14 protein-coding genes are annotated in these 13,156 nt (G+C 63.6%); 3 read left to right on the forward strand and 11 right to left on the reverse strand.

The window, feature by feature from the left end:
* Positions 1-10 precede the first annotated feature (10 nt).
* The gene (locus VGN68_RS04660; protein ID WP_327474343.1) at positions 11-1,348 is read right to left on the reverse strand and encodes an alkaline phosphatase PhoX; all 1,338 of its coding nucleotides are present in this window, start codon (positions 1,346-1,348) and stop codon (positions 11-13) included.
* Positions 1,349-1,463: 115 nt separating this feature from the next.
* Between VGN68_RS04660 and VGN68_RS04665 the strand changes: the two genes are divergently transcribed.
* On the forward strand, positions 1,464-2,594 hold the full coding sequence (locus tag VGN68_RS04665) for a CaiB/BaiF CoA-transferase family protein (protein WP_327474345.1): 1,131 nt from the start codon (positions 1,464-1,466) through the stop codon (positions 2,592-2,594).
* Between the two features lie 88 nt (positions 2,595-2,682).
* On the opposite strand, the gene VGN68_RS04670 is transcribed toward VGN68_RS04665, so the two are convergent.
* Positions 2,683-3,378 carry an acyl-CoA dehydrogenase family protein gene (locus VGN68_RS04670; RefSeq protein ID WP_327474347.1) on the reverse strand — a complete coding sequence of 232 codons (696 nt, stop codon included), beginning with the start codon at positions 3,376-3,378 and terminating at the stop codon, positions 2,683-2,685.
* Positions 3,375-4,514, reverse strand: a complete 1,140-nt coding sequence (locus VGN68_RS04675) for an acyl-CoA dehydrogenase family protein (RefSeq protein WP_327474349.1) — start codon at positions 4,512-4,514, stop codon at positions 3,375-3,377. Before VGN68_RS04675 ends, VGN68_RS04670 begins: the two co-directional genes overlap by 4 nt.
* Before the next feature lie 50 nt (positions 4,515-4,564).
* Between VGN68_RS04675 and VGN68_RS04680 the strand changes: the two genes are divergently transcribed.
* Positions 4,565-5,368 carry a crotonase/enoyl-CoA hydratase family protein gene (locus VGN68_RS04680; RefSeq protein ID WP_327474351.1) on the forward strand — a complete coding sequence of 268 codons (804 nt, stop codon included), beginning with the start codon at positions 4,565-4,567 and terminating at the stop codon, positions 5,366-5,368.
* A 2-nt stretch (positions 5,369-5,370) separates the two neighbouring features.
* The gene (locus tag VGN68_RS04685) at positions 5,371-6,153 is read left to right on the forward strand and encodes a tyrosine-protein phosphatase (protein WP_327474353.1); all 783 of its coding nucleotides are present in this window, start codon (positions 5,371-5,373) and stop codon (positions 6,151-6,153) included.
* A gap of 56 nt (positions 6,154-6,209) precedes the next feature.
* Here VGN68_RS04685 and VGN68_RS04690 read toward each other — a convergent pair whose 3' ends face one another.
* The 8 genes from VGN68_RS04690 to VGN68_RS04725 all read right to left on the reverse strand — a co-directional run bounded on the left by VGN68_RS04690 (position 6,210) and on the right by VGN68_RS04725 (position 13,090).
* Complete coding sequence (locus VGN68_RS04690) at positions 6,210-7,535, reverse strand: metal-dependent hydrolase family protein (RefSeq protein ID WP_327474355.1); 1,326 nt, start codon at positions 7,533-7,535, stop codon at positions 6,210-6,212.
* 54 nt (positions 7,536-7,589) lie between these two features.
* On the reverse strand, positions 7,590-8,321 hold the full coding sequence (locus VGN68_RS04695) for an HAD family hydrolase (protein WP_327474357.1): 732 nt from the start codon (positions 8,319-8,321) through the stop codon (positions 7,590-7,592).
* Positions 8,322-8,426: 105 nt separating this feature from the next.
* On the reverse strand, positions 8,427-9,347 hold the full coding sequence (locus VGN68_RS04700; protein ID WP_327474359.1) for an aminotransferase class IV: 921 nt from the start codon (positions 9,345-9,347) through the stop codon (positions 8,427-8,429).
* A gap of 48 nt (positions 9,348-9,395) precedes the next feature.
* The gene (locus VGN68_RS04705; protein ID WP_327474361.1) at positions 9,396-9,824 is read right to left on the reverse strand and encodes a hypothetical protein; all 429 of its coding nucleotides are present in this window, start codon (positions 9,822-9,824) and stop codon (positions 9,396-9,398) included.
* 44 nt (positions 9,825-9,868) lie between these two features.
* Positions 9,869-10,522, reverse strand: coding sequence for a phosphatase PAP2 family protein (locus VGN68_RS04710; RefSeq protein WP_327474363.1), 654 nt, complete (start codon positions 10,520-10,522; stop codon positions 9,869-9,871).
* A 46-nt stretch (positions 10,523-10,568) separates the two neighbouring features.
* On the reverse strand, positions 10,569-11,261 hold the full coding sequence (locus tag VGN68_RS04715; protein WP_327474365.1) for a hypothetical protein: 693 nt from the start codon (positions 11,259-11,261) through the stop codon (positions 10,569-10,571).
* 34 nt (positions 11,262-11,295) lie between these two features.
* Positions 11,296-12,708 (reverse strand): dihydrolipoyl dehydrogenase, encoded by a 1,413-nt coding sequence (lpdA, locus tag VGN68_RS04720; RefSeq protein ID WP_327474367.1) that lies wholly within the window; start codon positions 12,706-12,708, stop codon positions 11,296-11,298.
* A complete protein-coding gene (locus VGN68_RS04725) occupies positions 12,701-13,090 on the reverse strand; it encodes an endonuclease domain-containing protein (RefSeq protein WP_414713007.1) in 390 nt (129 codons plus the stop codon). Before VGN68_RS04725 ends, lpdA begins: the two co-directional genes overlap by 8 nt.
* Between the last annotated feature and the right edge of the window lie 66 nt (positions 13,091-13,156).

Consider the following 13,156-nt stretch of genomic DNA (forward strand, 5'->3'; position numbering starts at 1 on the left):
GCACGTCGGGTCAGAACGGGCCGCGAATTGCGAGGGTTTTGGTCGGACTATACAGGTTCACGAACATGGTCTTGCCGTCGGGCGCGAAACAAACGCCCGCCGGTTCGGTCTGAACCCGGATCCGGCCAAAGGCATAAACCTCGCCATAGGGAGTCACCCCGCGCAGATGATTGTCGACCGTGTCCTCATATTGGTCTTCGCAAACGATCAGATGGCCGTTGGGTGCGACGGTCAGATTGTCGCCGTAACTATATTGGGCGGGATCGGTCGATTCGAGGAACAATTGCAGCCGCCCGGGATTCGATCGTTCCTGCGCCGTCCCTTCATAATGCGAGGGGCGATAGCGCATGATCTGACCTTGCTTCGCTGGCCCGCCCGAGGTGCAGGTGAAATACAGCTCGTTGTCGCCCCAATGAATGCCCTCGCCGCGCGCAAAACGGGCCGCGCCGCTGGTTGCACCGCGCAGGCGCAAATCGTCGGCGGGGCTTTCGGGGTCGTTGAGGTCGATCCAGTCGACAAAATGCCAGCTTCCCGGCTGCATCGCAGGCATCGTCCAGTTGCGGCTGTCCGCGATGTTTTTGTCGAAGAAGGCCAGCGCCTGCAATCGTCCGCCGCGAGCGAGCGAGCCAGGAACGTCGGGCAGGAAGCGGTAGAACAGGCTGTCGTCGCGATCCTCGGTCATATAGACGATGCCGGTACGCGGATCGACGACAGCGGCCTCGCGTACGAAACGGCCCATGGCTTTCAGCGGCTCGGCCTTGACGAGCTTGCCGGCATCGGCAGGCACGTCGAAAATCCAGCCATGCGGCTGGCCGACGCCGTCGGCGGGGCCGGCGACGCTTTCTTCACACGACAGCCAGCTGTTCCACGGCGTCACCCCGCCGGCGCAATTGCGGATCGTGCCGAGCAAGCTGAGATATTGCTTTTCGACCGCCAGCGTGTTGCCATCAAGGACCAGCGTCGTCGTGCCACCTGGGATCGCGGCATCTCCAACGCGATCGAACGTTCCTTCAGGCACCGCCGCGCCCGCGTTCAGGGGGCCAGTGGAAACATGCTTTGGTCCCAGCTCGTGATTGCGCACCAGCGCCAGCTTTCCGCCACCCAGCCGGAAGCAACCCATGCCGTCGGCGCGATCGGGCACGCGATAACCGTCGCTCATTGGCTCGCCGAGCTGCGAGATAATCTGATAGGAAAATCCGGGCGGCAGGTCGATCAGTCCAGCAGGGTCTTTTTGCAGCGGGCCATAGCCGGACGCCGTCGCCATCAGTCCACCCGCAGCGGCGCGGCTCTGCACCGCAAGACCCGCAAAAGCGAAAGCGGTCATGGAAAATTGGCGGCGATTCAGCATGGCGGGAAACTCTCCTTCGTATTCAACGACGCGCTAAAGTCGCTTTGGGACACTTCAAAGACAATCGGGCAACGGTAGCTGCCCGACATCGAATAGAGCAAATAGGGAGAACATTATGTCAGGTCCGTTGCGCGGAATCAAAATCGTCGAGTTTGCCGGCATCGGTCCCGGCCCCTTTTGCGGGATGATGCTGGCCGATCATGGTGCAGAGGTAATCCGTATCGATCGTCCAGGCGGTTTCATGGACCCGCGCGATCCGCTCAGCCGCAACCGGACGTCGATCGCGCTCGATATGAAGAACCCCGATGCGGTGGCGATCGCGCGCGACCTCTGCAAAGGCGCTGACGGCATTATCGAGGGCTATCGCCCCGGCGTGATGGAACGGCTGGGGTTGGGTCCCGACGTGCTCCTCGCCGATAATCCCAAGCTGGTTTACGGACGCATGACCGGTTGGGGGCAGTTCGGCCCCTACGCGCAGTCGGCCGGCCACGACATCAATTACATCGCATTGTCGGGGGTTCTTCACGGCATCGGGCGCGCAGGCGAAAAGCCGGTGCCGCCAGTCAATTACGTCGGCGATTTCGGCGGCGGCGGGATGATGCTGGCGTTCGGTATGGTGAGCGCGCTTGTCCATGCGGCGCGCACCGGCGAAGGTCAGGTGATCGATTGTGCGATGACCGACGGCTCGGCACTGCTCGCGGGCATGACGTGGGGTTTCAACGCGATGGGGCGGCTGAAGGACGAAGCGGGAGCCAATATGCTCGACGGCGGCGCGCATTTCTATGACAGCTATATCTGCGCCGACGGTAAATTTATCTCGATCGGGTCGATCGAACCACAATTTTATGCGCTGCTGCGTGAAAAGACGGGGCTGACCAATGATCCCGATTTCGACGCGCAAATGGACCCGTCACAATGGGGTCCGCTCAAGGAGAAGCTGACGGCGCTGTTCAAGACCAAGACCCGCGACGAATGGTGCGCGGTTATGGAAATGACCGACGTCTGCTTTGCGCCGATCCTGTCGTTGAGCGAGGCCCCGCAGCACCCGCACAATGTGGCGCGCGAAACGTTCGTGGAAATCGGCGGCGCGGTCCAGCCGGCCCCCGCACCGCGCTATTCGGCGACGATCAACGACACCCCGCGCGCGGCTCCGGTGGTCGGCGCCGATGGCGATGCCGTGCTATCGGCGCTGGGTTATGACTTGAACAAGATTGCAGCGCTGCGCGAAGGCGGCGCTGTGCGCTAAAAATTCGTCATTGCAAGCGCAGCGAAGCAATCCAGAGCCGTTTACGCTGGCTCTGGATTGCTTCGCCGCGCTCGCAATGACGGCTAAATCACCGCGCGGTCAATGCCTCCCATAGCCCGCGCCCACCAAGTCCAGCGACCTGCCGCCCCAACTTCGCCGCCCAATACGCATCATTCCCATGCTCGCCGCGCCACCGCATCAGCGGCACCGTGACTCGGTGAAGCTCATACTCATAGGTAAAGCCGATCGCGCCGTGGACCTGATGCGCGATCGACGTGACAACGCCCACCGCCCGGTTGGCGCGCAACTTCGCCGCCGCGATCTCGAAATCTGCCGCGGCAGGATCAAGATCGACGGCATCCAGCCGCGCCGCCAACGCCCCCGCTGCCGCTTCCACCGCGCGCACCTCGCACGCCATCACCGCCAACGATTGCTGCACCGCCTGAAACTTGCCCAGCGGCCGCCCGAATTGCTGGCGCGTGTTCACATGCTCGATCGACAGGGTGAGCGCTTGACCCATCCCCCCGGCCATCAGGCTTACGGTCGCAGCAGGTTGCAAGGCGTTGCCGGCAATCAACCCAGCTACTGGCAAATCGGGGACCATGACCCCGGCAAGCTGAAGCACTGCGTTGGCATCGCCCCAATCGCCGCCGAAACCGCCTTTTTCCTCTGAGACAAGCAGCAACGCAAAACCCGCCTCTTCGACGGGCGCAATCCCCGCCATGGCCGCCTCGGCGAACACCGCGCGCGCGGTGTCGCACAGCATCTCGCGCGCCGCGCTCATCGCAGGCCCAGTCCGCGTGCGATGATCCCGCGGATTACTTCGCGCGTTCCGCCACGCAGCGAAAAGCTGGGCGATGCGATCAGCAAGGCGCGCAGCAAGCGGCCAAGGTCGCTCGGATCATCCCAAGGGCAATCGACGATCGCCTGCACACGGCGCGGCATGTCCTGTTCGAACGCATTGCCCAATTCCTTGACCACCGACGCCTCGACCATCGGATCCTCGCCCGCCGCCAGTTTCGCTGCGGTCGACATCGACAATTGCCGCAGTGTCCACATTTCGGCGGTGAGTTCGCCGATCAGCACGGCGACCGCCGGTTCGGGATCGGCGCCCGCCGCATCGATCAGCGCCGCGAACAGCGCATGGCTCGACAAATATCGCTCGGGGCCCGAGCGTTCGAGACCCAGCTCGGCGGTGACCTGCTGCCACCCCTGCCCGCGCGTGCCGACCAGTGCGCCGCGCGGCACCAGAACATCGTCAAAAAACACCTCGTTAAAATCATGGTGCCCCGCCATGTCGATGATCGGGCGGATCGTGATGCCGGGGGTGTCGAGTTCGATCAGCAGCTGACTCAACCCGGCGTTGCGCTCGCTGCCCTCTTCGGTGCGAACAAGCGACAGCATGATGTGCGAGAAATGCGCGCCGGTGGTCCAGATTTTCTGGCCATTGATGCGCCAGCCCTCGGTCGTTTCCCGCGCCGTGGTCCGAACAGCAGCAAGGTCCGACCCGGCTCCCGGCTCGGACAGGCCGATGCAGGCATAGAGCTCACCGCGCACGATCCCCGGCAGGTATCGCTCGCACTGTTCAGTGCTGCCGTACCGCACGATCAGCGGCCCGGTCTGGCGATCGGCGATCCAGTGCGCGCCGACCGGGGCGCCCGCCGCCAGCAATTCCTCGATCACCACATAGCGTTCCAGCGGATGTCGATCACCGCCGCCGTACCGCGTCGGCAATGTCATCCCGATGTAACCGGCAGCGCCGAGCGCACGACTGAAGTCGGCATCGAAGCTTGCCCAACAATTGGCGCGCGCGACGATGTCGCCCTGCGGCTGGTTCACCGCAAGCCATGCCCGCAAGTCGGTGCGCAGTGCCGCGACGTCGCCGGGTGGATCGAAAGGATAGAGTGCAAAGCCTTGCATGTCCCGACAGCCATGCAATAGCCTTTGCCAACAGGAAAGGAATTTTGATCATGGGCGAGTTTTTGAGTGTCGAGCGGCGGGGCAAGATTGCGATCCTGACCATGATCAAACCTGAGAGTATGAACGCGATCGGCACCCACGAAGACTGCCAGGATATCATCGACACACTCCGCACCCTCGGCGACGATCGCGGCGTCAGCGCGATCATCCTGACCGGCAGCGGCAAAGCTTTCAGCGCCGGCGGGAACCTGAAAGGGATGCAGGACCGCACCGGGATCGGCGTGCTCGACCAGCCCGACTCCACCCGCACCAATTATCGCAAGGGCGTGCAGGCGGTGATCCGCGCGCTGATGGATTGCGAAGTGCCGATGATTGCCGCGGTCAACGGTCATGCCATCGGCCTCGGTTGCGACCTCGCCTGCACCTGCGACATCCGCATCGCCGCGGAAAGCGCCAAATTCGCGTGCAGTTTCATCAAGGTCGGGATCGTCCCCGGCGACGGCGGTGCCTGGCTGTTACAGAACGTGCTGGGTTATCCCCGCGCCGCCGAATTGTTCCTGACCGGCGACCGCTTTGACGCAGCCCAGGCAAAGGAATATGGTCTGGTTACGGACGTCGTCCCCGACGCGGAACTGCTCGACCGCGCCGTGGCGATTGCCGAACGGATCGTGTGCAATCCGCCGCGCGCGCTGCGCCTGACCAAGCGCTTGCTCCGCGAGGCGCAGCATAGCCGGATGAGCGACATATTGGAGCTCAGCGCCGCCTATCAGGCGATCGTGCACGAGACGGCCGATAATCGGGAGGCGATCAATGCCTTCGTCGAAAAGCGCCCGCCGGTGTTTACAGGAGAATGACCATGATGGCCGAGCGCGTCCTGCCCCTGACCGGCATCCACAATTTCCGCGATTATGGCGGCTATAAGGTCGAGGGCGGCGGGCGGCTGCGCGAGGGCGTGCTGTGGCGCTCGGCGCATCACGAAGCAGCGACCGACGAAGATCTGGCGACGCTCGATGCGCTCCGGCTCGAAACGATCATCGATCTGCGCGGCGACGACGAGCGCGAGATGCACCCGTGCCGCCGGTCGGAAAATTTTTCGGCGAGGGTCCTCTTCGCGGGCGGCGTGACGGCAGGCCTCGCCCCGCATCTTCAGGCCGCGGGCGGCGCGATCGATGTCGAAACGGCGCGCGCGCGGATGATCGATACCTATGCCGGGATGCCTTACCGGCCCGCGCTTGTCGCGACGCTGCGGCTCTATCTTGCCGCGCTGGCCGAATATGACGCGCCCAGCCTGGTACACTGCGTGGCAGGCAAGGACCGCACAGGCTTTGCCGTTGCCGTCGTCCACCGCCTGCTTGGGGTGCATGAGGACGATCTGATGCACGATTATCTGCTCACCAACACTGCAGGCAAGATCGAGGAGCGGATCGCGCAGGGCGCTGCGCATATCCGCTCGCGCTACGGCGCCGAAATCCAAGACGACGCGATCCGCGCGCTGATGTCGGTCAACCCCGCCTATCTCGACGCCGCGCTGGTGACAGTGCGCCGCGATCACGGCGATGTCGCGACCTACGCCGAAGCGGTGTTGAACTTCACGCCCGAGATGCGCGACGCGATCGTGGACAAGCTGGTGGTGTATTGAGATCCAAAACATTTTCCAGCCATCCCGGCGAAGGCCGGGATGACGATGGCAAAAAGTTATTCCCCCTTGACCAGCACCCCGCCCTTGACCACGGCATCGACGCTTTCCAGCTGCCGCACGTCGGCCAGCGGGTCACCATCAACCGCCACGATGTCGGCATAACGCCCCACCGCAATCGCCCCGACATCCTTTTCGCGCCCCAGCGCTTCGGCGGCGTTCTTCGTCGCGGCCTGGATCGCTTGCAGCGGGGTCATCCCATATTCGACCATGACGCGAAACTGGCCGCCGACTTGTCCGTGCGCCATCACGCCAGCGTCGGACGCGAACACCATCCGTACCCCGGCACGGTGCGCCTTGCGGAAATTGTCGCGCTGGATCTGCGCGATTTCCCGATCCTTGCGCAGATTATCCTCGAGCACGCCGTTCTTCGCGCCCTCGGCCTGCGTATATTCGGTGTTGAAGATGTCCATCGCGAACCACACCGGCTGTTTGCGCGCCACCGCCATGCGGATTCCCTCGTCATCGACCAGGCTGGCATGTTCGATCGTATCGATCCCGGCGGCAATCGCGGCGCGGATGCCTGCGCCGCCATGCGCGTGGGCGGCAACGCGCAGTCCCCATTGACGCGCCTCGTCGGCGATCGCGCGCAGCTCACTCTCGGGCACCTGCAACTGACCCGGTTCGGTATTGCGCGAAAAGACGCCGCCGGTCGCGCACACCTTGATCACTTCGGCGCCATATTTGCGCTGCCGCCGTACCTGATAGCGCAGTTCTTCCGGGTTATCGCCGATGCCCTCTTCCTTGCCGTCCTTCTTTTCCAGGCTGGGCGGCAGAAAGGTGCTGTCGCAATGACCGCCGGTCGCGCCCAGTGCATAGCCGGCGGGGACAATGCGCGGCCCGACCGCATAGCCCGCGTCAATCGCCTGCTTCAGCCCGATGTCGTTGCGGTCACCCGATCCGACGTTACGCACGGTGGTGAACCCGGCTTCAAGCATGTCACGCGCATTTTTGACCGCAGTCATGCCCCAGAAACTGTCGGTAAACTCCAGCCCGCGATATCCGCCGATGTCGGCGGGTCCGTCGAGGTGGACGTGCATATCGATCAGGCCGGGGACCAGCGTCTTGTCGCCGAGATTGATATGCTTGACGTCGCTGCCCCATTTGATGACGCGCGCATCGGCGATATTGGTGATGCGGCCATCGGCGCCAACAAAGATCGCTGGATATTCGACCGTCTTGCCGGTCAACACGTCGACATAGCGCGCGGCGGTGATGACGGTTTGACCCGCAGGTGCCTGCGCTGCCGCCGAGACGGCAAACAGCGCCGCCGAGCCCAAACCGATTCCCCGCAGAAAACTGCCGAACTTCACTCGCGATTGCATGGTTGACCCGCCCTGTTGTTGGTGCCCTTCACCATGATGGCAAAGGCGATAAAATTAGGACAGCGGAATCTTGTGCTGCGCCAGATAGTCGTAGCCCGGTCGGCAAGCGTCGGCGACGCTTTGGGCCTCCGGCGTCAAGTCGGGCTGCGGCTTGTCGGGCGCGCCAAAGCCGGTGCTCGATGCCACCGCATCGTACCAATGCGGCGCCCAGACGCCATCGGTCGGGCGCAACCCGGCCTCCCACCGCAGCATCGCCGGATCCCATTCAATCCCCAGCGCACCGCATAATTTCTGCAGCATCGCGGGGGGATCGCGCAAGATGTCGGCGCTGTCGATCACCGGCGGCGCGTGGCCCAGGCGGTCCGCCTCGCGGTCGAAAAATTCAACCTGCTTGTCGGTCCCCAGATGGTCGGGGCGCACTGCCACGCGCTTGGCCGCATAGCTTGCGACGACGCGCGCCGGGTCGCGGATCAGGAAGGCGTGGCGCAACCCCGGCAGGTCGTCATGCGCGATCGGACCGACCATGTGGTGCGCCATATGCTTCTGATACCAGATCGACGTGTCCGCGGGGTTGGGGCCGATCATGCTGCGCGCAACGCCATGCCAGTCGCAATCCATCGAGGCCATGACCTCGTCCATCATTGGCTGCGGATCGCCGGTTGCTTTCAGATAGGCGCCATAGAAGGGCTCGTCGCTGACATGGGTATCAGCGCGGCTGCCAAAGCTGCGCATCATCGCGGTCGACAAATTGCGCGGCCCCGACCACATCGCGACACGGATCGTCATCTTGTCACAACTCCTGCCGTTCGCGTCGAGCGAAGTCGAGACGCCCGTCCGGCCTGCACGGTGTCTCGACTTCGCTCGACACGAACGGGAAAAGGAAGCATTTGCTCAAGGCCGGTCGCGCCCCGCAATGTCACGCTCGATCAACGCCTTGTACAACCCCTGCAACCGCTCGACCATCGGCCCGCGCCCCTCGGTCAGCACACGCCCATCGATCGTGTGCGCAGGGACCACCCCCGCAAAGGTGCCAGTCACAAATGCCTCATCGGCGCCATGAACCTCGGTCAGCGAAAAATTCTTTTCGAACACCGGAATGTCATTCTCGCGGCAGATGCGGATGACATTGCTGCGCGTGATCCCGGCGAGGCAATAATCGCCGCTCGACGTCCACACCTCGCCCTTGCGAATGATGAAGAAATGGGTCGAATTGCACGTCGCGACAAAGCCGTTCGGGTCGAGCATCAACGCCTCGTCGGCGCCCGCCTGCGCCGCCTGGATACACGCGGTGATGCAGTTGAGCTTCGAATGCGAATTAAGCTTGGGATCCTGTACCGCCGGATCGCCGCGGCGCACATGTACGGTAAACAGCGACAGCCCCCTTTCGACCGTCGCGGGCAGCGGATCCTTATATTCGGCGATGATCACGATCGTCGCGGGCGAGATGACGACGCGCGGATCCTGATAGGGGGTCGAGCGGATGCCGCGCGTGACCATCAACCGGATGTGGCACGCGTCCATGCCGTTGCCATCAATGGTATCGTAGAGCCGCTGGGTCAGCGCCGCGCGGTCGATGCCGATGTCCATCGCGATCGCCTTGGCGCCTTCCCACAACCGGTCGAGATGTTGATCAAGGAAGGCCATCCGCCCCTTGTGTACGCGGATTCCTTCCCAAACCCCGTCGCCGAGCATGAAGCCGCTGTCGAACACCGACACGCTTGCCTGTGCGCGCGGTACCAGCGTGCCGTTGACGTTGATCAGGATCGCGTCGTTGCGCGGATCGGGGACGAAATCATGGGTGCCTTGAGCCATGCTCCTATCGTAGCCTCTGAGGGGCGGCTGTCGAGAGCGAAGCGGCGGCTAAATTGTCTTGCGGCCGAAGCCTGCGGGGCGCGGGGCGAAGGGCGCTGGCGGCTTATGATCAGCAGGATCAACCGTCACATCGCCCACCACGCCCGCTTCGCGTTTCCGCATATAGCTGGCAAATGCCGCATCCGCGTCGAACTCGGGCTCGACGACGACTTCGCCGGGCTTGAGTTTCGCGTCGAAGCTGGCGCCCGGGACGCGGTTCACCCCGGTCGCGGCGCGCAGCAATTTGATGATCAGCGGCAGCGCGAACAACAGGCCGACGAGCGACAGCCCGATGACCGTCGGCCCCAGCCCGATCCCCGCCACGCCTTCAGCCGTGCCGCCGCCGACGCCGACGAAATGGTACAGGAGCCAGCCGATCCAGACGAGCGGGATGAGCCCGCCGATGATGCCAAGCACTTTGCCAAGGGATGTATTCATGCCGAAGCTCCCGAAAATCCGGGGGCGTTGATAGCAGCGAGAGCTTACTTTTCCCTTAGCGCGCCGATTTCGGGCGCGCTACGCGGGCCAACCCACCATGCTGCGGCCAGCGCAAAGGCAGTGCCGAGCAACGTCCCGCCGACGATGTCGCTGGCCCAATGCACGCCCAGCATGATGCGCGAGAAGGCATTGAGGATAATCATCGACGCCGCGAGCGCGCAGGCTGCGGCGCGCCAGCGCTGCGGCGCCAGCCATGCGAGCAGGAGATAGACGACCGCGGCGCTCGTCGCATGGCCGCTGGGGTAGGCAGCACTGCCGACATGGTCGAGATGCGGCACCAGATCGGGGCGCGGGCGCCCGAAGGATATTTTCAGCACGCTCGAGGCGAAATTGGCCAGCAATGACGCCCCGCCCAGCGCCGCCGCGCAGCGCGGTCCGCACCAATGCCAGACCAGCGCGCAGAGCAGGATGACGATCCCCCAGCGCGGCAAACCGCCGCCAATCCAACTGACCCCCTGCATAAACAAGATCCACCAGCGCGGCGCGTTGTCCACCGTCATCACCAGCGCAGCGCTGATCTGCCGGTCGAGGCCATCGACCAACCCCGCCATCACGACGGCGCTGACGAGCACGAACAGCAAGAGCGAGGCGATCAGGGCGTTACGGATGATGGCGGTGCGGTTGGGAGCGGTGTTCACGCCATCGTCTATGGCCAAAGCCTGCCCGCAGCGCAACAAACCGCCGTCAGCGATTGATGCGCGTGTGCGCCCGGCGCCAGATTTCAACCTGCGCGGCAAAGCGTCGAAGCTGCTCGGTTCCGCCTTCGACGTCGTTGTCGATCACACGCGCTTCGCCGCTTTTTGAGCCCGACCGATAGTGCAAATAGAGGCCGTGCCGGGTTCTGGCGCCGAATTTCGCCGCGTTGGAACCGATGCCGAGCATCGCCAACCCTGCTGTTTCGGGCAGGCGATCGGCACGATCGAAGATCGCCGCATCGATATGATCGACAGGCAACTGGTCGGGCATCGCGCCAAAGCTTGGGTGAAAATGCAGTCGGCCGCCTTCGATCTTGATCGCCACCGCGCGGGTGAACGCACGCTTTGCATAGCGCCCGACGTAAAAGAGACTGACCGCACCCGCCCCCAGCAGCAGGGGTATTTTAAGGACCAGAAATGGATCGGGACGTGGCGCCGGCGTTGGCAGTACCAGCCCGCCCGGAAGCACCTGCGTCGTCAGCGCGCGATCATTTCGCTCGTCCAGCAACGCGAACGCCAACGAAAAGGCCGCCACCGTCATGATTGCAAAGACCAACGCCTTAAACGCGCTTCCGGCACGCGAAAAATGCAGGATCGTAGGATTCAAGAGGGCGGCCTGATTTGGATCACGGTCTACCACGTTGAAAGGCGCGGGCGAAGAACGCAAGGCGCGGTGGCGCACCGGTCCATCCCTCTCCCGCCCCTGACGTCGACTACTAGATGTGCAGCGGCCGCCCGAACGCCGCCAGCACACCCTCGTGCATCGTTTCGCTGAGCGTCGGATGCGGGAAGACGGTGCCGATGAAATCATCCTCGACCAGTTCGGCGGTCTTGCCGATCGTGTAGCCCTGGATCAGTTCGGTGACCTCGGCGCCGATCATATGGGCGCCGAGCAGCTCGCCGGTCTTGGCGTCGAACACGGTCTTGGTGAAGCCTTCGGATTCGCCGAGCGCGATCGCCTTGCCGTTGCCGATGAAGGGGAAGGTGCCCGCCTTGACCTCATACCCCAGCTCCTTGGCCTTCGCCTCGGTCAGGCCGACGCTGGCGATTTGCGGGCGGCAATAGGTGCAGCCGGGGATGTTGCGCGGGTCCATCGCGTGCGGGTGGTTGCCCGCAATCGCCTCAACCGAGATGACCGATTCGTGCATCGCCTTGTGCGCGAGCCACGGCGGCGCGGTGACGTCGCCGATTGCCCAGATGCCGGGGACGTTGGTGCGGCACATCGCGTCGGTGTCGATATGCCCCTTGGTCGTCTTTACGCCGAGCGCTTCGAGGCCGATATTCTCGGTATTCGGGACGATACCGATCGCAACGATCGCGTGGCTGAATTCGGCGCTTTCGGTCTTGCCGTCCTTGGTCTTGATCTTCGCGGTGACGCCGGTTGCGGTGGCTTTGAGTTCCTCGACGCCGGCGCCGGTGAAGATCGTCATGCCCTGCTTCTTGAGCTGCTTTTCAAGGAACGCCGACACATCGGCATCCTCGACGGGGACCAAGCGGTCGAGCATTTCGACCACGGTCACATCGGCGCCCATGTCGCTGTAGAAGCTCGCAAATTCGATCCCGATTGCGCCCGATCCGATGACGAGCAATTTCTTGGGCATTTCGGGCGGGACCAGCGCGTGGCGATAGGTCCAGATGCGCTTGCCGTCGGCAGGCGCGAACGGCAGGTCGCGCGCGCGGGCGCCGGTGGCGACGATGATGTTCTTGGCGCTGAGGGTTTCGGTCCCCTTCTCGCCTTTGACTTCGAGCTTGCCCAAACCACCGTTAGGCGCTGCGGTCAGCTTGCCCTCGCCCATATGGACGGTGATCTTGTGCTTCTTCATCAGGAAGGCGACGCCCTGGCTCAGCTGTTTTGCGACGCCGCGGCTGCGCTTCACGACCGCATCGATGTCAGCGCTAATCTGCTGCGCAATCAGGCCATAATCGCCCGCATGCTGCATATAATGATAGATTTCGGCCGACCGCAGCAGCGCCTTGGTCGGGATACAGCCCCAGTTGAGGCAGATGCCGCCCAGATTCTCGCGCTCGACGATCGCGGTTTTCAGCCCAAGCTGCGCCGCGCGGATCGCCGCGACATAGCCGCCGGGACCCGAGCCGAGGACGATGAGGTCGTAGTTGGTGTCAGCCATTATGGGCTCCTTCAAAAGCCCCTCTCCCCTTGCGGGAGAGGGGTTGGGGTGTGGGGTCGGCGCGCGTCTGCGCGCCAGAAGAATCGATGGCATCCAATATGCTCGCGATGACACCCTCGCTGTTGGCGAGGATGTCGTTGTTCCAGAAGCGCAGGATGCGGAAACCTCGTCCGGTCAGATAGTTATCGCGGTCGGAGTCATGAGGATTCTCGGCATGTTGCCCGCCGTCGGCTTCAACGATCAGCCGATGTTCGAAGCAGATGAAGTCGGCGATGTAGAGGTCGTCGATTATGACCTGCCGCCGCCATCGCAGGTCGGCCAATCGCTTGGCACGCAGGATCGACCAGAGGCGACGTTCGGCATCGGTGGGGTTGGAGCGCATCGCGCGGGCGCGTTCCAGCAAAAGGGCTTTGCGGGCGAGAACGTCGGTTACCGTCTTATGCGCCGC

Origin of the sequence: Sphingopyxis sp. (genome assembly GCF_035998965.1) — a bacterium.
Taxonomy (GTDB): domain Bacteria; phylum Pseudomonadota; class Alphaproteobacteria; order Sphingomonadales; family Sphingomonadaceae; genus Sphingopyxis.